Raw genomic sequence first — 18,547 nt, 5'->3', positions numbered from 1 at the left:
CCCACACCCGGGCCCACGCCCGTGCCCACGCCGGGACGGGCCGGCGGCGCCGGGACCGCCCCCCGCGGCGGGCGGTAGCCTGGACGGGTGTTGTTCGACATCAACGGCGGCGAGCTCCTCGTCATCCTGCTCGTCGCCGTGATCGTCATCGGGCCCTCCCGGCTGCCGCGGTACGCCGAGCAGCTCGCCCGCCTCACGAAGCAGGCCCGCCACTTCCTGCAGGACGCCCGCAGCCGCGTGGACTCCGAGCTCGGCGACGAGGTCAAGGACATCGACTGGGAGGCGCTCGACCCGCGGCGCTACGACCCCCGCCGCATCGTGCGCGAGGCGCTGCTCGACCCGGAGCCCGGCGCCGCGTCGCGGGGCGCGGCCACCGCCCGGGCGTCGTCCGCCGCGACGACCGCGTCCGCCGCCGCCGGTGCCTCCCGCCTCCCCGGCACCGCCCCGCCGCCCGCGCCGCCCGCCCCGTTCGACGACGAGGCGACCTGACGCCCCGCACGCGCCCGCACCCCTCCACCGGGCCCCGGCCCCCGACCGTCAGAATGGACCCATGGTCTCCGGCTCCCCTCGCATCTTCTCCGGGATGCAGCCCACCTCCGACTCCCTCCACCTCGGCAACTACCTCGGCGCGCTGACCCAGTGGGTCGCGCTGCAGGACTCCTACGACGCGCTGTACTGCGTCGTCGACCTGCACGCGCTGACGGTCTCGCCGGACCCGGCCGCGCTCCGCGAGCGCACCCGGCGCACCGCGGCGCAGTACCTGGCCGCCGGCGTGGACCCCGAGCGCTCGATCCTGTTCGTGCAGTCGCACGTCGCCGAGCACGCCGAGCTCGCCTGGCTGCTGTCCTGCCAGACGGGCTTCGGCGAGGCCGGGCGCATGACGCAGTTCAAGGACAAGTCCGCGAAGCACGGGGCGGAGGGCACCTCGGTCGGGCTGTTCACGTACCCGATCCTCATGGCGGCCGACATCCTGCTGTACGACACGGCGCTGGTGCCGGTCGGCGAGGACCAGCGTCAGCACCTCGAGCTCACCCGCGACCTCGCGCAGCGCCTGAACTCCCGGTTCGGCGAGGGCACCGCCGTCGTCCCGGACGCCCACATCGTCAAGGCGACCGCGAAGATCTACGACCTGCAGGACCCGACGTCGAAGATGAGCAAGTCGGCGTCGAGCCCCAACGGCATCGTCGACCTGCTCGACCCGCCGAAGACCGTCGCGAAGCGCATCCGGTCGGCGGTGACGGACGCGATCGGCGAGGTGCGGTTCGACCGGGAGGCGCAGCCGGGCGTCGCCAACCTGCTGACGATCTTCTCCGCGCTCACGGGGCGTGACGTCGACTCGATCGTCGCCGACTACGAGGGCAAGGGCTACGGCCACCTGAAGGTCGACCTCGCGGAGGTCGTCACGGGCTTCCTCACCCCGTTCCAGGAGCGGGTGGACGGCTACCTGTCGGACCCGGCGTCGCTCGACGCCGTGCTGGCGGACGGCGCCGAGCGGGCCCGGGTGATCGCCCGCGCGACCCTCGGGCGGATCTCGGAGCGGTTCGGCCTGCTGCCGCGCCGCGGGACGGCATGAACCCCACCGGCCCGTTCGGCGAGGAGCTCCGGATCGGCGTGGCCGTCAGCGTCCCGGAGCCGTACGCCGGGGCGCTCCAGGCCGCCCGGGCGCGGGTCGGGGACCCGGCGGCCGACCTGATCCGGCCGCACATCACGCTGCTCGGCCCGACGGTGCTGCCGGCCGCGGCGCTGCCCGACGTCGACCGGCACCTGCGGGCGGTCGCGGCCGCGCACGCGCCGTTCACCGTGCACCTGCGGGGCACCGCCACGTTCCGGCCGGTGTCGCCCGTCGTCTTCGTGCAGGTCGTCGAGGGCATCGCGGCGTGCGAGGGGCTCGAGGTCGCGGTCCGGTCCGGCGTCCTCGCCCAGGAGCTGCGGTTCCACTACCACCCGCACGTGACCATCGCGCACGACGTGGACGACGCCGCGCTCGACCGCGCGTTCGAGGACCTCGCGGGGTTCGAGGCGCGGTTCGACGTCCCGGTGATCCACGTCTACGAGCACGGCGACGACGGCATGTGGCGGACCATCGGCGCGTACCGGCTCGGGGCGGACGCGCCCGGTCCCGCGGCGTCCTGACCGGCGGGGACGCCCCCGCTCGGGATGCCGCGCGGACGGTCCGCTCCTAGGGTCGGACCATGGGAGTGCCGGCCGAACCACGCGGCGCCGGGCAGGCGCACGCCTCCGTCAGCAGCGCCGCCGACGTCGCGGCCGGCAACCGCCGGGACATCGGCGCCCGCGTGTACCCGGGCGGTGCGGCGGGGCTGGTCGCCCGCGCGAAGGCCCTGCTCGCGTGGTGGCAGCAGACCCGGGCCGCCCGGGCGAACGCCCGGTTCGGCGCGGCGGGCGGCGGCGTGCTCACCGGCGGCATCGCGTACGCGACGATCTTCTCGCTGTTCGCGGGGCTGACCATCGGCTACACGGTGTTCATGGCGGTGCTCGGCAACAACGCGGAGCTGCGCAGCACGGTGCTGACGACCATCGACGCGAACCTGCCCGGGCTGGTGAAGACGAGCAGCCGCGACGACGGCATCGTCGACCCGGACACGCTGGTCCTCAGCACCGGGGTCGGCATCGCCGGCGTGGTCGCCGTCGTCGTGCTGGTCGTGAGCGCGATCTCGGCCATGGCGGCGCTCCGCACGGCCGTGCGCGCGATGTTCGCCGACACCGGCCCCGGCGGCAACGTCGTGGCGAGCAAGCTGCGCGAGCTCGGGGGCTTCGCCGGCATCGCGCTGGCCATCCTGCTGTCCGCGGTGCTGTCGATCGCCACCACGACGGCCGCGGACTGGGCGCTCGGGGCCCTCGGTCTCGAGGGCTCCACGGCCGCGTCGTGGGTGCTGCGCGCCGTGGGGGTCCTCGTGGCGTTCGTCGTCGACGCAGGGACCTTCTGGATGGTCGTGGTGCTGCTCGGCGGGCAGCGTCCCGCGTGGCGGGACCTGCGTCAGGGCATGCTCGTCGCGGCGGTCGGCCTCGGCGTCGTGCGCGTGCTCGGGACCTCCGTGGTCGCCGGCTCGGCGCGCACCAACGCCGTGCTCGCGTCGTTCGCGGTGATCGTGACGCTGCTGGTGTGGGTCAACCTCATCGCCCGCGTGGTGCTGCTGGCCGCCGCGTGGACGGCCGACCCGCCGGCCGCGCAGGACGCCGCACCGGACGACGCCGCCGCCCCCGCGGGCTGACGGGCCCGGTGCGCGCGGGGCGGCAGGTCTCGCCCTCCGGTGCCGTTCGGATCCGTCGGGACGGGCTCACCGGGCGTGTTCGTGTGGACGGATCCGCAGTGCTGGGCGGTGGCGCGCGGGTCCCCTCGCCCGGCGTCGGTGATCGGATCCGTCGGGACGGACCCGCCGGGCGTGTGGGTGCCGAAGGGTCCGAACGGTCCGGGGCGTACCACGGGGCCCGGGTCGCGGCGCGGGCCCGTACGCGACGCGGACCTGGCCTCGTGCGGCGACGCCCGGGGTCCCGCTCCTCCACAGGACGTGGCCTCGGTGATCGTCCCCAGAGCGCCGGCGGCAGAAGGTCCGTCGACGGAGACGCTCGTGGACGCTGGTCACATGGCGGCGACAAGGGCCCTCCCCAGTGTGATGACCACCGCTCAGGCGCGGGCGTTCGGCGTCGCACGGCTGCTGCGCGACGGGAGCTACATCCGGGCGGCTCGTGGTCTGTGGATGGTCGTCGGTTCCGACCCGGCGGATCCCGGTACCCGTGTGCTGCTCGCGACCACCGCCGCTCCCGACGACGCGGTCGTCGGCGGGTGGGCCGCCGCCCGGGTGCACGAGCGGCGCCGTCTGGGGCGATCCGAGGTCCCCCAGTTCGACGGCGCGTGGGGCTCCCCGGACGCACCGGAACCCGTCCTGCTGCTCGTCCCGCCGGAGACGCGACTCGTGGCACGGCCGTTCCACCGCGTCGTGAGGACGCCTGTGGCAGCGGCCGAGCGGGAGCGGGTCGACGGCATCGAGGTCACGACACCGCTCCGCACGGCCTTCGACCTGGCCCGGCTGTCCCCGCTGCCCCAGGCGGTGGCTGCGATCGACCGGCTCCGGGCGCTCCGCCTGGTGGATCCGGACCAGCTCGCGGAGCTCCTGGAGGAGAGGCGTCACCTCACCGGTGCCGCCCGCGGACGTCGGGCCGTGGCCCTGTCGACGGACGGTGTCGAGTCGCGGCAGGAGTCGGCGATGAGACTGCTCTGGTGCGAGGCCGGTCTCCGGCCTCCGACGTCGAACGCGGTGATCCGCGACGCGCGCGGTGGCTTCGTGGCGCGCGTGGACGTCCTCGACCCGGACGTCGGGCTCGTGGGCGAGTACGACGGGGCCGTCCACGCCTCGGCGCAGCAGCGGAGTTCCGACGCGGCCCGGCAGCAGCGGCTCGAGCGCCTCGGGCTCGTCGTCGTGCGGGCGACGGCGGCCGACCTCGCGACGCGCGCGGCCCGTGCGGAGTGGTGCCGCCTGCTCCGTGATGCCCACCGTCGGGCGGAGCCTCGCGCATCGGCCGGTGCGTGGAGCGCTCGCTGAGTCGAGGCCCGGCTCGGGGCCCGGGACCGGGTGGTCCCACCGCGCGAGAGGTGCACGGCCCGCCCACAGAGGCGTGCGCTCCGGGTTGTCGTCCGGGCGGTCGCCCCGAGGGATCCCTCGGCACGGACGCGCCGGGCGTGTCTGCCTGTTCGGATCCGAACGACCACCTGACAGCAGCTCTCGGATGGGAGACCGCGCGGCCCGGCCGGACGTGTGGATCCCTCGGCACCGACGCGCCCGGCGTGTTGGTGCGTTCGGATCCGAACGCACAAGCAGGTGCGGGGTCACGCAGGTGCGGGCCCGGGCCCCCGGGGGGTCAGAACGCGCGGGTGATCATCGCGCGCTTGACCTCCTGGATCGCCTTGGTGACCTCGATGCCGCGCGGGCACGCCTCCGTGCAGTTGAAGGTCGTGCGGCAGCGCCACACACCCTCCTTGTCGTTGAGGATCTCGAGGCGCTGCGCCCCGCCCTCGTCGCGGCTGTCGAAGATGAACCGGTGCGCGTTGACGATCGCGGCCGGGCCGAAGTACTGGCCGTCCGTCCAGAACACCGGGCACGACGAGGTGCACGCGGCGCACAGGATGCACTTGGTGGTGTCGTCGAACCGGGCGCGCTGCTCGGGGGACTGCAGCCGCTCGCGGGACGGCTCGGTCCCCGTGGTGATGAGGAACGGCATGATCTCGCGGTAGGAGGCGAAGAACGGCTCCATGTCGACCACGAGGTCCTTGATCACCGGCAGGCCCTTGATGGGCTCGACGAGGATCGGCTTGTCGGGGTTGAGGTCCTTGAGGAGGGCCTTGCACGCGAGCCGGTTGCGGCCGTTGATCCGCATGGCGTCGGAGCCGCAGACGCCGTGCGCGCACGAGCGGCGGAACGTCAGCGACCCGTCGTGCTCCCACTTGATCTTGTGCAGCGCGTCGAGCAGGCGGTCGGTGCCGTGGGCGGTGACCGTGAACTCCTGCCAGTACGGCTCGTCGCCGTGGGTCTCCGGGGTGTAGCGGCGGATCCTCAGGGTGACGTCGAACGTCGGGATCTCGCCGGCCTTCGGCTCGGTCCCGGCCGAGCGCTCTGCGACAGCAGTCATCAGTACTTCCGCTCCATCGGCTGGTACACGGTGGTCACGACGGGCTTGGTGCCCAGGAGCACGACGGGGCGGCCGGGGCCCGGTGCGGGCACCTCCTCGCCCTTCGGCGCGGAACCCGCGGGGGAGTCGACGGGAACGCCCGGCTCCCGGCGGTACGCCATGGTGTGCTCCATGAAGTTCGCGTCGTCGCGCTGCGGGTAGTCCTCGCGGAAGTGCCCGCCGCGGGACTCGCGCCGGTTCAGCGCCCCGACGACGACGGTCTCGGCGACGTCGAGCAGGAACCCGAGCTCGATCGCCTCGATGAGGTCGGTGTTGAACGCGCGCCCCTTGTCCTGCACGGACACACGCGTGTAGCGCTCCTGCAGCGCCTGGATGTCGGAGAACGCCTGCCGCAGGGACTCCGCGGTGCGGAACACCTGCGCGTTGGTGTCCATCGTCTGCTGCAGCTCGCGGCGCACGTCGGACACCCGCTCGCCCTGCGGGCGGCTGCGCATCGTCTCGAGCTGCTCGACGACGGCCGCCTCCGGCGCCTCGGGGAGCGCGACCCACGGCGCGGTGGCCGCGTACTCGGCGGCGGAGATGCCGGCGCGCTTGCCGAAGACGTTGATGTCGAGCAGGGAGTTCGTGCCGAGCCGGTTCGACCCGTGCACCGAGACGCAGGCGACCTCGCCGGCCGCGTAGAGCCCCTTCACGACGTGCGTGGTGTCGCGCAGGACCTCGCCCTCGACGTTCGTCGGCACGCCGCCCATGGCGTAGTGCGCCGTCGGGTACACGGGCACGGGCTCGGTGTACGGCTCGATGCCGAGGTAGGTCCGCGCGAACTCCGTGATGTCGGGGAGCTTCGCGTCGATGTGCGCGGGGTCGAGGTGGGTCAGGTCGAGCAGGACGTAGTCCTTGTTCGGACCGGCGCCGCGGCCCTCGCGCACCTCGTTGGCCATCGACCGGGCGACGATGTCGCGCGGCGCGAGGTCCTTGATGGTGGGGGCGTACCGCTCCATGAACCGCTCGCCGTCGGCGTTGCGCAGGATGCCGCCCTCGCCGCGCGCGGCCTCGGACAGCAGGATGCCGAGGCCCGCGAGGCCGGTCGGGTGGAACTGGAAGAACTCCATGTCCTCCAGCGGCAGCCCGCGGCGGTAGGCCAGCGCCATGCCGTCGCCGGTGAGGGTGTGCGCGTTGGAGGTCGTCTTGTAGATCTTGCCTGCGCCGCCGGTGGCCAGGACCACGGACTTGGCGCGGAAGACGTGGAGCTCGCCGGTCGCCAGCTCGTACGCCACGACGCCGGAGACGGCGACGTCCTCGCCGTCGGGCACCTCGCGGCCCGTGAGGTCGTGGGTGAGCAGCAGGTCGAGCACGTAGAACTCGTTGAAGAACGCGACCTCGTTCTTCACGCACTGCTGGTAGAGCGTCTGCAGGATCATGTGCCCGGTGCGGTCCGCGGCGTAGCAGGCGCGGCGCACGGCGGCCTCGCCGTGGTTGCGGGTGTGGCCGCCGAACCGGCGCTGGTCGATCCGGCCCTCGGGGGTGCGGTTGAACGGCAGGCCCATGCGCTCCAGGTCGAGCACGGCGTCGATCGCCTCGTCGGCCATGATCGTCGCGGCGTCCTGGTCGACCAGGTAGTCACCGCCCTTGACGGTGTCGAACGTGTGCCACTCGGGGTTGTCGTCCTCGACGTTGCCGAGCGCGGCGCACATGCCGCCCTGCGCCGCCCCGGTGTGCGAGCGCGTGGGGTAGAGCTTCGAGATGACGGCGGTGCGCGTGCGGGCGGACGACTCGAGGGCGGCGCGCATCCCGGCGCCGCCGGCGCCGACGATCACGACGTCGAACTGGTGGGTCTGCATCGGGGTCGATGCCTCCAAAGCGGGAGCGGGTGGCAGGGGCGGGGCGTCAGGCGGTGCAGAACGACGGCAGCAGGTCCGCCGGGCTGTTCGCGGGGCACGGGTCGAAGGTGAAGATCACCAGCGTGCCGAGCACCACCACGACGGTGAACGCCGTGTACAGGGCGAGCTTGAGCACCAGCCGGGTGCCGTTGCGCTCGGCGTAGTCGTTGATGATCGTCCGGACCCCGTTGGTGCCGTGGATCATCGCGAGCCACAGCATGAGCAGGTCCCAGATCTGCCAGAACGGGGACGCCCACTTGCCGGCGACGAACCCGAAGTCGATGGCCGAGATGCCCTCGCCGGCGACCAGGTTCACGAACAGGTGCCCGAAGATCAGCACGAGCAGCACCACGCCGGACGCGCGCATGAAGACCCAGCCGTAGAGCTCCCAGTTGCCGCGCGACGTCCGGCGGCCCGGTCCTGCTCCCCGCGTGCGCGGGGCGGCGATCGTCGTCATCACTCGCCTCCGAAGACGTGCATCAGGTGCCGCGGCAGGAAGCCCGCCATCGTCACGACGAACAGCCCGAGCACGACCCAGAGCATGACGCGCTGGTACCGCGCGCCCTTGGACCAGAAGTCCACGAGCAGGATCCGGATGCCGTTGAACGCGTGGAAGACGATGGCGGCCACGAGACCGGCCTCGCCGAGCCCCATGATCGGGTTCTTGTAGGTCCCGATCACGGCGTTGTAGGCCTCGGGCGAGACCCGCACGAGCGACGTGTCCAGCACGTGCACGAGCAGGAAGAAGAAGATCAGCACGCCGGTCACGCGGTGGGCGACCCAGGACCACATGCCTTCGCGGCCGCGGTAGAGGGTGCCGCCGGGGGTCCGCTTCCGGGCCGCCCGGGGGGGTGCGGCGGCGGGCGCGGTCGGCGTCGTAGGCACCGTGGGCACGGTAGGCCTCCTGGCGAGTTCGGGCGGGACTGCAGTGTCCGGTCAGATCACTGTAGTGATGGTGCGCCGTCCGGCCCCGTGGGGGAGAACCGATCGGGCCCAGTGTGACGAACCGCACACGCCCGGAGGGACCGAAGTCCCTGGTCGGGCCGGGCCCGGGTCGTGGCGAGGCCGTGCGTGAGGAACCGGGGCCGGGGACCCCCGCGCCGCTACGCTGGCCGCCATGTCCGAGCGCCCGACGGCCCCGCCCGCACGCCCCCGCCCCGTCCCCGGCTTCCACGCCGTGGTGCCCGCCGGGGGGGCCGGCACCCGGCTCTGGCCGCTGTCCCGGCAGGGCTCGCCGAAGTTCCTGCACGACCTGACGGGGACGGGCCGCACCCTCCTGCAGGGCACGGTCGACCGGCTGGTCCCGCTGACGGGCGAGGACGGCGTGCTCGTGGTGACGGGCGTCCGGCACGCCGCCGCCGTGGCGGAGCAGCTGCCCGAGCTGGACGCGTCCCAGGTGCTCGCGGAGCCCTCGCCGCGCGACTCGATGGCCGCGATCGGGCTCGCGGCGGCGGTGCTCGCGCGACGGCACGGCCCGGAGACGGTGCTCGGATCGTTCGCCGCGGACCACGTCATCGCCGACCTCGAGGCGTTCTGGGGCGCGGTCACCGAGGGCGTCGCGGCCGCGCGGGCCGGGTACGTCGTGACGATCGGCATCACCGCGACCGGGCCGTCGACGGCCTTCGGCTACGTCCGCTCCGGCGCCCCGCTCGGCGTGGCCGGCGCCCCGAGCGCCCGGCACGTCGCGGGCTTCACCGAGAAGCCCGACGCCGCGACCGCCGCTGAGTACCTCGCCACCGGGGAGTACCGCTGGAACGCGGGCATGTTCCTCGTGCAGGCGGGCGTCCTGCTGGACCACCTCGCGACCCAGCTCCCGCCTCTGGCCGAGGGCCTGCGGACGATCGCCGCGGCGTGGGACGACCCGGACCGCCGGGACGAGGTCCTGGCGGAGGTCTGGCCGGGCCTGACGAAGATCGCCATCGACCACGCCATCGCCGAGCCGGTCGCGGCCGCGGGCGGCGTGGCCGTCGTGCCGGGGTCGTTCACGTGGGACGACGTCGGCGACTTCGCGTCACTGGGCGCGCTGCTGCCGACGGTCGACGCCGAGGCGGCCCGCACGCTCGGCGACGACGCGGCCGTGCAGCGGATCGCGGCACCCGGCGCGCTCGTCGTCCCCGCCCCGGGTCGCACCGTCACCGTCCTCGGGGTCCCCGACGCGGTGGTCGTCGACACCCCGGACGCGCTGCTCGTCACCACGCGGGAGCACGCCCAGGCCGTGAAGCAGGCCGTGGACGGCTGGCGGGCGCGCGGGCGCGACGACCTGCTCTGACCTGCGTCCCGGCCCGTGGCCGTCCCCGGGCGGTCGCGGCGCGGGCGACTAGGGTCGGAGGCGTGATCGTCGACGCCTCCCGGGTGACCCAGCTGGTCGCCACGCTGCACCCCGAGCTCGTGGAGATCCGGCGGGACATCCACGCCCACCCCGAGCTCGGCCGCACGGAGCAGCGCACCACCCGGCTCGTCGCCGACCGCCTGCGCCTCGCGGGCCTGAGCCCGCGCCTGCTGCCGGGCACCGGCCTGACGTGCGACATCGGGCCGAGCCCGCTCGAGACCGGCCGCCGCCGCATCGCCCTGCGCGCGGACATCGACGCGCTGCCGGTGCAGGAGACCACCGGCCTGCCCTTCGCCTCGACGGTGCACGGCGTCGCGCACGCCTGCGGCCACGACGTCCACACCGCGGCGGTGCTCGGCGCCGGCCTGGTGCTCGCCGAGCTGCACGCCACCGGGGACCTGCCGGTCGGCGTGCGGCTCGTGCTGCAGCCGGCGGAGGAGGTGCAGCCGGGCGGCGCGCTCGACGTCATCGCCGCCGGCGGGCTCGACGGCATCGGCCGGATCTTCGCCGTGCACTGCGACCCCAAGGTCGACGTCGGTCGCATCGGGACCCGCATCGGGCCGATCACGTCCGCCTCCGACGAGATCACCGTCGTCGTCACCGGGCCCGGCGGGCACACGTCGCGCCCGCACCTGACGGGCGACGTCGTGTACGCGCTCGGCCAGGTCATCACGCAGGTGCCCGCCGTCCTCGGGCGCCGGCTGGACCCCCGGTCCGGCGTGAACCTGACCTGGGGCGCCGTGCAGGCCGGAGCCGCCCACAACGCCATCCCCGCCTCCGGGACCGTGCGCGGCACGCTGCGCTGCCTGGACGTGCGGGCGTGGGAGCGCGCGACGCAGGTGGTGCACGACGCGGTCGAGCAGGTCGTCGCGCCGTACGGGGTCGAGGTCGAGGTGCGCCACCAGCGGGGGGTGCCGCCGGTGGAGAACGACGAGCGCGCGGTCGCGGTGCTCGAGGGCGCCGCGCGCGACGTGCTCGGCGAGGACTCCGTGCAGCTCACCGAGCAGTCCCTCGGCGGCGAGGACTTCGCCTGGTACCTGACCAAGGTGCCGGGGGCGATGGCGCGGCTCGGCACCCGCACGCCGGGCGGCCGGACCTACGACATCCACCAGGGCGACCTCGTGGTCGACGAGCAGGCGATCGCCGCGGGAGCGGCGCTGCTGGCGCGGGCCGTGCTGCGGGCGGGCGCCGACGGGCAGGCGGGCTGAGCCCCCGTGCACCCGGCCGGGTGACGGCGGGACGCCCGAGAGGTCCCGATTGTTCCAAGTCCGTAACGAAGGGGCGGTGTGACCGCCCGGTAACACAGCGGACACCTGCGCCTCGCTAGGGTCGTGCCGAACACCGGACGGACCCTGCTCCCGGGCCGCGCGTAACGGCGCGTGCGGCACGGGCCGGGCCCCGGACCGGTCGACGACGAGAAGCAGGAGTGTCGCGTGAAGAAGATCATCCGTGTGGCCGCCCTGAGCGGGGCTGTCGCGCTCGCCCTCGCCGCGTGCGGCAGCGCGCCCGAGGACTCCGAGGAGACCGGCGGCTCCGACACCGGCGCGTCGGACTTCAAGGCCTGCATGGTCTCCGACTCGGGCGGTTTCGAGGACAAGTCCTTCAACCAGTCCGGTGCCGAGGGCCTCGACCGCGCGGTCGACGAGCTGGGCGTCCAGGAGGTCAAGGTCGAGTCCCAGGCCGAGACCGACTTCACGCCGAACATCGACTCGCTGGTCCAGCAGGACTGCGACCTCATCATCGGCGTCGGCTTCCTCCTCGAGGACCCGATCCAGACGGCCGCCGAGGCGAACCCGGACATCGAGTTCGCGCTGATCGACTCGTCGTTCTCCGACGCCGACTTCAACCCGGTCACGCTGGACAACGCCAAGCCGCTGCTGTTCAACACGCAGGAGGCCGCCTACCTCGCCGGCTACGCCGCCGCGGGCACGTCGGCCACCGGCACCGTCGCGACGTTCGGCGGCATCCAGCTGCCGTCGGTCTCGATCTTCATGGACGGCTTCGCCGACGGCGTCGCGAAGTACAACGAGGACAACGGCGCTGACGTCAAGGTCCTCGGCTGGGACAAGGAGGCCCAGACGGGCTCCTTCACCGGTGACTTCGAGAACCAGGCCAACGGCCAGAACCTCGCCAAGGGCTTCATCGACCAGGGCGCGGACGTCATCATGCCCGTCGCCGGCCCGGTCGGCCTCGGCGCGGCGGCGGCGGCCCAGGAGGCCGGCGACGTCTCGATCGTCGGCGTCGACGCCGACTGGTACCTCACGGCGCCGGACTACTCCGCGATCGTCCTGACCTCGGTCATGAAGGAGATCGGCCAGGCCGTGTTCGACACGGTCTCGGAGGCCGCCGACGGCAACTTCTCCGCCGAGCCGTACGTCGGCACGCTGGAGAACGGCGGCATCGGCATCGCCCCGTTCCACGACTTCGACTCCGTGGTCCCGGACGACGTCAAGACCGCGGTCGAGGACCTCAAGGCCCAGATCATCTCCGGTGACCTGGTCGTGGAGTCCCCGAGCCAGAACTGACGCAGCACCCAGGGGTGGCCCGGGCAGCAGGTCTGCCCGGGCCACCTCCTGCGTTCACCCCCACACGCACGCCGGGGCATGCCCACAAGGCGCCGTATTTGCCCTAGTGTGCGCACGACGAACGACCGAAGGAGCAGGCCCACGTGAAGCTGGAGCTGCGGGGGATCACCAAGCGTTTCGGCGCCCTGGTGGCGAACGACCACATCGACCTCGTGGTCGAGCCCGGCGAGATCCACGCGCTGCTGGGCGAGAACGGCGCGGGCAAGAGCACGCTCATGAACGTGCTCTACGGGTTCTACGACCCGGACGACGGGCAGATCCTCGTCGACGGGGCGCCCGTGACGTTCACCGGACCCGGCGACGCGATGGCCGCCGGCATCGGCATGGTGCACCAGCACTTCATGCTCGTGCCCGTGTTCACCGTCGCGGAGAACGTCGTCCTCGGCTACGAGCCGGTCAAGGGCGGCGGGCTCATCGACCTGCCCGAGGCGCGGCGCCGCGTCAAGGAGATCTCCGACCGCTTCGGGTTCGACGTGGACCCCGACGCCCTGGTCGAGGACCTCCCCGTCGGCGCGCAGCAGCGGGTGGAGATCATCAAGGCGCTGTCGCGCGACGCGAAGGTCCTCATCCTGGACGAGCCCACCGCGGTGCTCACGCCCCAGGAGACCGACGAGCTCATCGCGATCATGCGGCAGCTCAAGGCGGCCGGCACGTCCATCGTCTTCATCACCCACAAGCTCCGTGAGGTCCGCGCCGTCGCGGACCGCATCACGGTCATCCGCCGCGGCAAGGTCGTCGGCAGCGCGTGGCCGGACGCCGCGGAGACCGAGCTCGCGTCGCTCATGGTCGGCCGGTCGGTGTCGCTCGGCGTGGACCGCGCGCCCGCGCAGCCGGGCGAGGTGGCGCTGCGGGTCCGGAACCTGTCGGTCCTGGACGAGGCCGGCGTGCGCCAGGTCGACGACGTGTCGTTCGACGTGGCGCGCGGCGAGATCGTCGCGGTGGCCGGCGTGCAGGGCAACGGCCAGACCGAGCTGACGGAGGTCATCCTCGGCCTCCAGCAGCCCGTCGCCGGCTCCGTGGTGCTGGACGGCACCGAGCTGGTGGGCCGCTCGGTCAAGGACGTGCTCCAGGCGGGCGTCGGGTTCGTGCCCGAGGACCGCACCGAGGACGGCCTGGTCGCCGACTTCTCGGTGGCCGAGAACCTCATCCTCGACCTGTACGACCGCGAGCCGTTCGCCCGCGGGATCTCGCTCGACCCCCGCGCCGTCCGGGAGAACGCCGAGCAGCGCACCGTCGAGTTCGACGTCCGGACGCCGTCGGTCGACGCGCACGCCGGCACGCTGTCCGGCGGCAACCAGCAGAAGGTCGTCCTGGCCCGCGAGATGTCCCGGCCGCTGCGCCTGTTCATCGCGTCGCAGCCGACGCGCGGCCTCGACGTCGGGTCCATCGAGTTCGTGCACAAGCGCGTCGTGCAGGAGCGGGACAACGGCACGCCGGTGATCATCGTGTCCACCGAGCTCGACGAGGTGCTCGCGCTGGCCGACCGGATCGTCGTCATGTACCGCGGCCGCATCGTCGGCATCGTCCCCGGCGGCACCGACCGGGACGTCCTGGGCCTCATGATGGCCGGCGTCCCGCAGGCCGAGGCCGAGCAGCAGGCCGCGTCCCACCACACCGTGCTCGGCGTGGCCGACATCGACGCCTCCGAGGAGGAGAGCAAGTGAGCGAGGCGACCCCCGCCCCCGACAAGCCGGCCGGGTCCACGGCGCCGGCCCCCCGGCGCGACGACGGCCTGGAGGCCCGCGCCCAGGGCGCGCTGCGCGAGATGCTCTCCAGCTCCTGGCTGGTGACGGTCGCCGCCGTCGTGCTCGCGCTGATCATCTCCGGCGTGCTCATCGCGGCCGCCGACTCCGCCGTGCAGGACGCGGCGGGCTACCTGTTCGCGCGCCCGTCGGACTTCTTCTCCGCCGTGTGGACCGCCGTCTGGGGCGCGTACCGCGCGCTGTTCGAGGGCGCCGTCCTCGACCCGACGGCCTCGTCGTTCGTCCGGGCGATCCGGCCGATCACCGAGACCATGACCTGGTCGGTCCCGCTGATCCTCGCGGGCCTCGGCCTCGGGATCGGCTTCCGCGCCGGGATGTTCAACATCGGTGCGCAGGGCCAGATCATCCTCGGCGCGGTGTTCGCCGGGTACATCGGCTTCGCGTTCTCGCTGCCCCCGGGGCTGCACCTGCTGCTCGCCGTCATCGGCGGCGCCATCGGCGGCGGCCTGTGGGCCGGGATCGCCGGCTACCTCAAGGCCCGCACCGGCGCCAACGAGGTGATCGTGACGATCATGCTGAACAACATCGCGATCTACCTGGTGGGCTACCTGCTGACGCTCGGCGCGTTCAAGCGCGGGGGCAGCAACAACCCGATCTCGCCGCCGATCAAGGACAGCGCGCTGTACCCGCAGCTGCTCGGCTCGCAGTTCCGGCTGCACCTCGGGTTCGTCGTGGCGATCCTCGCCGCGGTGTTCGTGTGGTGGCTCATGAACCGGTCGACGATCGGCTTCGCGTTCCGGGCGGTCGGCTCCAACTCGAGCGCCGCCCGCACGGCCGGCATCAACGTCAACCGCATGTACCTGTGGGTCATGGTCGTCGCCGGCGCCCTGGCGGGCCTGGCCGGCACGGCGCAGGTGCTCGGCACCGAGAAGGTGCTCACCGCCGGCGTCGCGGCGTCCTTCGGGTTCGACGCGATCACCGTGGCGCTGCTCGGCCGGTCCAAGCCGCTCGGCACGTTCCTGGCCGGTCTGCTGTTCGGCGCGCTGCGCGCCGGCGGCTTCGCGATGCAGTCCCGGACCGGCACGCCGATCGACATCGTGCTCGTCGTGCAGTCGCTGGTCGTGCTGTTCATCGCGGCGCCGCCGCTGGTGCGAGCCGTCTTCCGCCTCCCGTCCCCGCGCGGCGCGTCGGGGGCTGCCCCCGAGCTGTCCGCCCCCGTCGTGAAGGAGGCCGCAGCGTGAGCGCCGTGACCGCCCCCGCCCCGGCCGCGCCGGCGCCCGCCACGGGCAAGCCGCTGCCGCCGATCTCCTACAAGGCGCCGATCGGCTACGCGTCCGTCGCCGTGCTCGCCCTGCTGCTGTTCGGCATCCTGCCGGCGTCCGGCCGGGAGACGACGTTCACCGTGTTCTGGCCGGGGGAGAACCTGGCCTTCACGGTGCCGTCGAAGCTCACCGCGCTCCTGCTGTGCCTGGTCGCGGTCGCGCTGGCGGCGTGGACGTTCCAGGCCGCCCGCACCCGCCGGAAGACCGGCATCTGGCTGCCCGCGGTGTACGCGGTCGCGCTGATCTTCGCGCTGCTCACCTGGGCGGTGGCGGACAAGGCCCAGCCCCTGCCGCTGACGTCGCTGCTGCAGGGCTCGCTGTTCCTCGCGGTGCCGCTGGTGTTCGGCTCGCTCGCCGGCCTGCTGTGCGAGCGCTCCGGCATCATCAACATCGCGATCGAGGGCCAGCTGCTCGCGGGCGCGTTCCTCGCCGCGGTCGTCGCGACGCTCACCCAGAGCGCGTACATGGGTCTGCTCGCGGCACCCGTCGCCGGCGCGCTCGTCTCGGCGCTGCTGGTGGCGTTCGCCATCAAGTACGTCGTGGACCAGATCATCGTCGGCGTCGTGCTGAACGTGCTGGTCGTCGGCATCACGAGCTACCTGTTCTCCACCGTGCTCAAGGAGAACGCGGGCACGCTCAACACGCCGCCGCGCCTGCCGACGCTGGCCATCCCCGGCCTGTCCGACATCCCGGTGATCGGCCCGGTGCTGTTCCGGCAGACCGCGCTGGTGTACATCATGTACGTCGTCGTGATCGTGCTGCAGGTGCTGGTGTTCCGCAGCCGCTGGGGCCTGCGCATGCGGGCCGTCGGCGAGCACCCGAAGGCGGCCGACACCGTCGGCATCAACGTCAACCGCACGCGGCTGCGCAACACGCTGCTGGGCGGCGCGGTCGCGGGTCTCGGCGGCGCGTTCTTCACCGTCGCGAACGGCCTGGCGTTCGGCAAGGAGATGACCGGCGGCAAGGGCTTCATCGCCCTCGCGGCGATGATCCTCGGCCGGTGGAGCCCCAAGGGCGCGCTGGCCGCCGCGCTGCTGTTCGGGTTCGCCGACAACCTCCAGGTCGTGCTCGGCATCATCGGCACGCCCATCCCCAGCCAGATCATGCTGATGACCCCGTACGTGGTGACGATCTTCGCGGTCGCCGGCCTCGTCGGCCGCGTGCGGGCCCCCGCCGCCGAGGGCATCGCCTACGTGAAGTGACCCCCGCCGGCCGCGTCCCCGACGCGGCCGGCGGCGGTCTGCGCGGGGCGGGGCACCCGCCCCCGGAAGGAGCACCATGACCACCCCCGAGATCGACTGGGACGCGCTGCGGGCCGCCGCCACCGAGGTGATGCACCGCGCGTACGTGCCGTACTCGAAGTTCCCCGTCGGGGTCGCCGCGCTCGTCGACGACGGCCGGGTCGTCACCGGCTGCAACGTCGAGAACGCGTCCTACGGCCTGACCCTGTGCGCCGAGTGCGCGCTCGTGTCCGGCCTACACGTGTCCGGCGGCGGGCGCCTCGTGGCGTTCGCCTGCGTGGACGCCCACGGCAACGCCCTGATGCCGTGCGGCCGCTGCCGCCAGCTCCTGTGGGAGCACGGCGGCCCGGACCTGCTCGTCGACACGGTGAGCGGGATCAAGCCGATGACCGAGGTCCTGCCCGACGCGTTCGGGCCGTCGGACCTGGTCGAGAGGAAGTCGTCGTGAGCACCCCCAGCACCGAGCAGTTCGACGCCGTCGACGTCATCGTCACCAAGCGGGACGGCGGCCGGCTCTCCGACGCCCAGATCGACTGGGTGATCGACGCGTACACCCGCGGCGTCGTCGCCGAGGAGCAGATGTCCGCCCTCAACATGGCGATCCTGCTCAACGGCATGGACCGCGCGGAGATCGCGCGCTGGACCGCGGCGATGATCGCGTCCGGCGAGCGCATGGACTTCTCCGGCCTGCGCCGCCCCACGGCCGACAAGCACTCCACCGGCGGCGTCGGCGACAAGATCACGCTGCCGCTCGCGCCCCTCGTGGCCGTGTTCGACGTGGCGGTCCCGCAGCTGTCCGGGCGCGGCCTCGGGCACACCGGCGGCACGCTCGACAAGCTCGAGTCGATCCCCGGCTGGCGCGCGGCGCTGAGCAACGACGAGATGATGGCGCAGCTCGACGACGTCGGCGCGGTCATCTGCCAGGCCGGCTCCGGCCTCGCCCCCGCCGACCGCAAGCTCTACGCGCTGCGGGACGTCACCGGCACCGTCGAGGCCATCCCGCTGATCGCGTCGTCGATCATGAGCAAGAAGATCGCCGAGGGCACGGGCGCGCTCGTGCTCGACGTCAAGGTCGGGTCCGGCGCGTTCATGAAGGACCTGGACCGCGCGCGCGAGCTCGCCCGCACCATGGTCGACCTCGGCACCGACGCGGGCGTGCGGACCGTCGCGTTGCTCACCGACATGTCCACGCCGCTCGGCCTCACCGCGGGCAACGCGCTCGAGGTCCGGGAGTCCGTGGAGGTGCTCGCCGGCGGCGGGCCGTCCGACGTCGTCGAGCTCACGGTCGCGCTGGCGCAGGAGATGCTCGCGGCCGCGGGGAAGCCGGACGTCGACGTGCGGGCCGCGCTCGCCGACGGGCGGGCGATGGACGTCTGGCGCCGGATGATCGAGGCGCAGGGCGGCGACGCGGACGCGACGCTGCCGGTCGCCCGGCACACCGAGCAGGTGCTCGCGCCCGCCGACGGCGTCCTGACCCGGCTCGACGCGTACCAGGTCGGCATCGCGGCGTGGCGGCTCGGTGCCGGGCGCGCCCGCCGGGAGGACCCGGTGCAGGCCGGCGCGGGCGTCGAGATGCACGCGAAGCCCGGCGACACCGTGCGGGCCGGTCAGCCGCTGCTGACCCTGCACACCGACACCCCGGAGCGGTTCCCGCGGGCGCTCGGCGCGCTCGAGGGCGCGTTCGACGTGGCGTCGGAGGCGGCGACCGCGCCGACGCCGCTGGTCCTGGACCGCATCGCGGCGTCCTGACGCCCCGGCCCGGGTCCGCGGGCCTGCTCCCGGACCCGGGCCGCACCCGCGCGCCGGGCCCGCGCGCGCCGGGCTCGCGTGCGCGCACCCGCCCCCCG

The 18,547-nt window shown here is 73.5% G+C and carries 17 protein-coding genes; 13 read left to right on the top strand and 4 right to left on the bottom strand.

Annotated features, from left to right (window positions below):
• Positions 1-87 precede the first annotated feature (87 nt).
• The 5 genes from P9841_RS05790 (at position 88) to P9841_RS05770 (ending at position 4,559) form a co-directional block, all read left to right on the top strand.
• Entirely contained in the window at positions 88-489 is a 402-nt protein-coding gene (locus P9841_RS05790; RefSeq protein ID WP_283321104.1) for a twin-arginine translocase TatA/TatE family subunit, read from the top strand.
• Between the two features lie 61 nt (positions 490-550).
• A complete protein-coding gene (trpS, locus tag P9841_RS05785) occupies positions 551-1,573 on the top strand; it encodes a tryptophan--tRNA ligase (protein ID WP_283321103.1) in 1,023 nt (340 codons plus the stop codon).
• Positions 1,570-2,133 (top strand): 2'-5' RNA ligase family protein, encoded by a 564-nt coding sequence (locus tag P9841_RS05780; protein ID WP_283321102.1) that lies wholly within the window; start codon positions 1,570-1,572, stop codon positions 2,131-2,133. Before trpS ends, P9841_RS05780 begins: the two co-directional genes overlap by 4 nt.
• 59 nt (positions 2,134-2,192) lie before the next feature.
• Positions 2,193-3,230, top strand: coding sequence for a YihY/virulence factor BrkB family protein (locus P9841_RS05775; protein ID WP_283321101.1), 1,038 nt, complete (start codon positions 2,193-2,195; stop codon positions 3,228-3,230).
• 402 nt (positions 3,231-3,632) lie between these two features.
• Positions 3,633-4,559, top strand: a complete 927-nt coding sequence (locus P9841_RS05770; RefSeq protein WP_283321100.1) for a type IV toxin-antitoxin system AbiEi family antitoxin — start codon at positions 3,633-3,635, stop codon at positions 4,557-4,559.
• 316 nt (positions 4,560-4,875) lie between these two features.
• On the opposite strand, the gene P9841_RS05765 is transcribed toward P9841_RS05770, so the two are convergent.
• Genes P9841_RS05765 through sdhC form a run of 4 tightly spaced genes read right to left on the bottom strand, consistent with a single transcriptional unit; the run spans position 4,876 to position 8,312 of the window.
• A complete protein-coding gene (locus P9841_RS05765) occupies positions 4,876-5,643 on the bottom strand; it encodes a succinate dehydrogenase iron-sulfur subunit (RefSeq protein WP_283321099.1) in 768 nt (255 codons plus the stop codon).
• Positions 5,643-7,481: a succinate dehydrogenase flavoprotein subunit gene (gene sdhA / locus P9841_RS05760; RefSeq protein WP_283321098.1), complete on the bottom strand. Its 1,839-nt coding sequence runs from the start codon at positions 7,479-7,481 to the stop codon at positions 5,643-5,645. Before sdhA ends, P9841_RS05765 begins: the two co-directional genes overlap by 1 nt.
• A gap of 46 nt (positions 7,482-7,527) precedes the next feature.
• Positions 7,528-7,977 (bottom strand): succinate dehydrogenase hydrophobic membrane anchor subunit, encoded by a 450-nt coding sequence (locus P9841_RS05755; RefSeq protein WP_283321097.1) that lies wholly within the window; start codon positions 7,975-7,977, stop codon positions 7,528-7,530.
• Positions 7,977-8,312 carry a succinate dehydrogenase, cytochrome b556 subunit gene (gene sdhC / locus P9841_RS05750; RefSeq protein ID WP_502848860.1) on the bottom strand — a complete coding sequence of 112 codons (336 nt, stop codon included), beginning with the start codon at positions 8,310-8,312 and terminating at the stop codon, positions 7,977-7,979. The genes P9841_RS05755 and sdhC overlap by 1 nt, the downstream gene beginning before the upstream one ends.
• A gap of 325 nt (positions 8,313-8,637) precedes the next feature.
• Between sdhC and P9841_RS05745 the strand changes: the two genes are divergently transcribed.
• The 8 genes from P9841_RS05745 to P9841_RS05710 all read left to right on the top strand — a co-directional run bounded on the left by P9841_RS05745 (position 8,638) and on the right by P9841_RS05710 (position 18,449).
• Positions 8,638-9,789, top strand: a complete 1,152-nt coding sequence (locus tag P9841_RS05745) for a mannose-1-phosphate guanylyltransferase (protein WP_283321095.1) — start codon at positions 8,638-8,640, stop codon at positions 9,787-9,789.
• A gap of 62 nt (positions 9,790-9,851) precedes the next feature.
• On the top strand, positions 9,852-11,057 hold the full coding sequence (locus P9841_RS05740; protein ID WP_283321094.1) for an amidohydrolase: 1,206 nt from the start codon (positions 9,852-9,854) through the stop codon (positions 11,055-11,057).
• 225 nt (positions 11,058-11,282) lie between these two features.
• Positions 11,283-12,374: a BMP family lipoprotein gene (locus P9841_RS05735; protein ID WP_283321093.1), complete on the top strand. Its 1,092-nt coding sequence runs from the start codon at positions 11,283-11,285 to the stop codon at positions 12,372-12,374.
• 143 nt (positions 12,375-12,517) lie between these two features.
• On the top strand, positions 12,518-14,098 hold the full coding sequence (locus P9841_RS05730) for an ABC transporter ATP-binding protein (RefSeq protein ID WP_283321092.1): 1,581 nt from the start codon (positions 12,518-12,520) through the stop codon (positions 14,096-14,098).
• On the top strand, positions 14,095-15,378 hold the full coding sequence (locus tag P9841_RS05725; RefSeq protein ID WP_459349128.1) for an ABC transporter permease: 1,284 nt from the start codon (positions 14,095-14,097) through the stop codon (positions 15,376-15,378). The genes P9841_RS05730 and P9841_RS05725 overlap by 4 nt, the downstream gene beginning before the upstream one ends.
• Positions 15,375-16,661, top strand: a complete 1,287-nt coding sequence (locus P9841_RS05720) for an ABC transporter permease (protein WP_502848550.1) — start codon at positions 15,375-15,377, stop codon at positions 16,659-16,661. Before P9841_RS05725 ends, P9841_RS05720 begins: the two co-directional genes overlap by 4 nt.
• Before the next feature lie 76 nt (positions 16,662-16,737).
• Positions 16,738-17,148 (top strand): cytidine deaminase, encoded by a 411-nt coding sequence (locus P9841_RS05715; RefSeq protein ID WP_222171624.1) that lies wholly within the window; start codon positions 16,738-16,740, stop codon positions 17,146-17,148.
• On the top strand, positions 17,145-18,449 hold the full coding sequence (locus tag P9841_RS05710) for a thymidine phosphorylase (RefSeq protein ID WP_283321091.1): 1,305 nt from the start codon (positions 17,145-17,147) through the stop codon (positions 18,447-18,449). The genes P9841_RS05715 and P9841_RS05710 overlap by 4 nt, the downstream gene beginning before the upstream one ends.
• The last annotated feature ends 98 nt before the right edge of the window (positions 18,450-18,547 follow it).

Origin of the sequence: Cellulomonas sp. ES6 (assembly GCF_030053835.1) — a bacterium.
GTDB lineage: Bacteria > Actinomycetota > Actinomycetes > Actinomycetales > Cellulomonadaceae > Cellulomonas.
This window is presented reverse-complemented; position numbering and strand designations above follow the sequence as displayed.

Coding starts and splice junctions, on each gene's coding strand:
- P9841_RS05765 (WP_283321099.1), bottom strand. CDS start 5,643: ATGACTGCTGTCGCAGAGCGCTCGGCCGGGACCGAGCCGAAGGCCGGC.
- P9841_RS05755 (WP_283321097.1), bottom strand. CDS start 7,977: ATGACGACGATCGCCGCCCCGCGCACGCGGGGAGCAGGACCGGGCCGC.
- P9841_RS05715 (WP_222171624.1), top strand. CDS start 16,738: ATGACCACCCCCGAGATCGACTGGGACGCGCTGCGGGCCGCCGCCACC.
- P9841_RS05780 (WP_283321102.1), top strand. CDS start 1,570: ATGAACCCCACCGGCCCGTTCGGCGAGGAGCTCCGGATCGGCGTGGCC.
- P9841_RS05770 (WP_283321100.1), top strand. CDS start 3,633: ATGACCACCGCTCAGGCGCGGGCGTTCGGCGTCGCACGGCTGCTGCGC.
- P9841_RS05745 (WP_283321095.1), top strand. CDS start 8,638: ATGTCCGAGCGCCCGACGGCCCCGCCCGCACGCCCCCGCCCCGTCCCC.
- P9841_RS05775 (WP_283321101.1), top strand. CDS start 2,193: ATGGGAGTGCCGGCCGAACCACGCGGCGCCGGGCAGGCGCACGCCTCC.
- trpS (WP_283321103.1), top strand. CDS start 551: ATGGTCTCCGGCTCCCCTCGCATCTTCTCCGGGATGCAGCCCACCTCC.
- sdhC (WP_502848860.1), bottom strand. CDS start 8,312: ATGTGGTCCTGGGTCGCCCACCGCGTGACCGGCGTGCTGATCTTCTTC.
- sdhA (WP_283321098.1), bottom strand. CDS start 7,481: ATGCAGACCCACCAGTTCGACGTCGTGATCGTCGGCGCCGGCGGCGCC.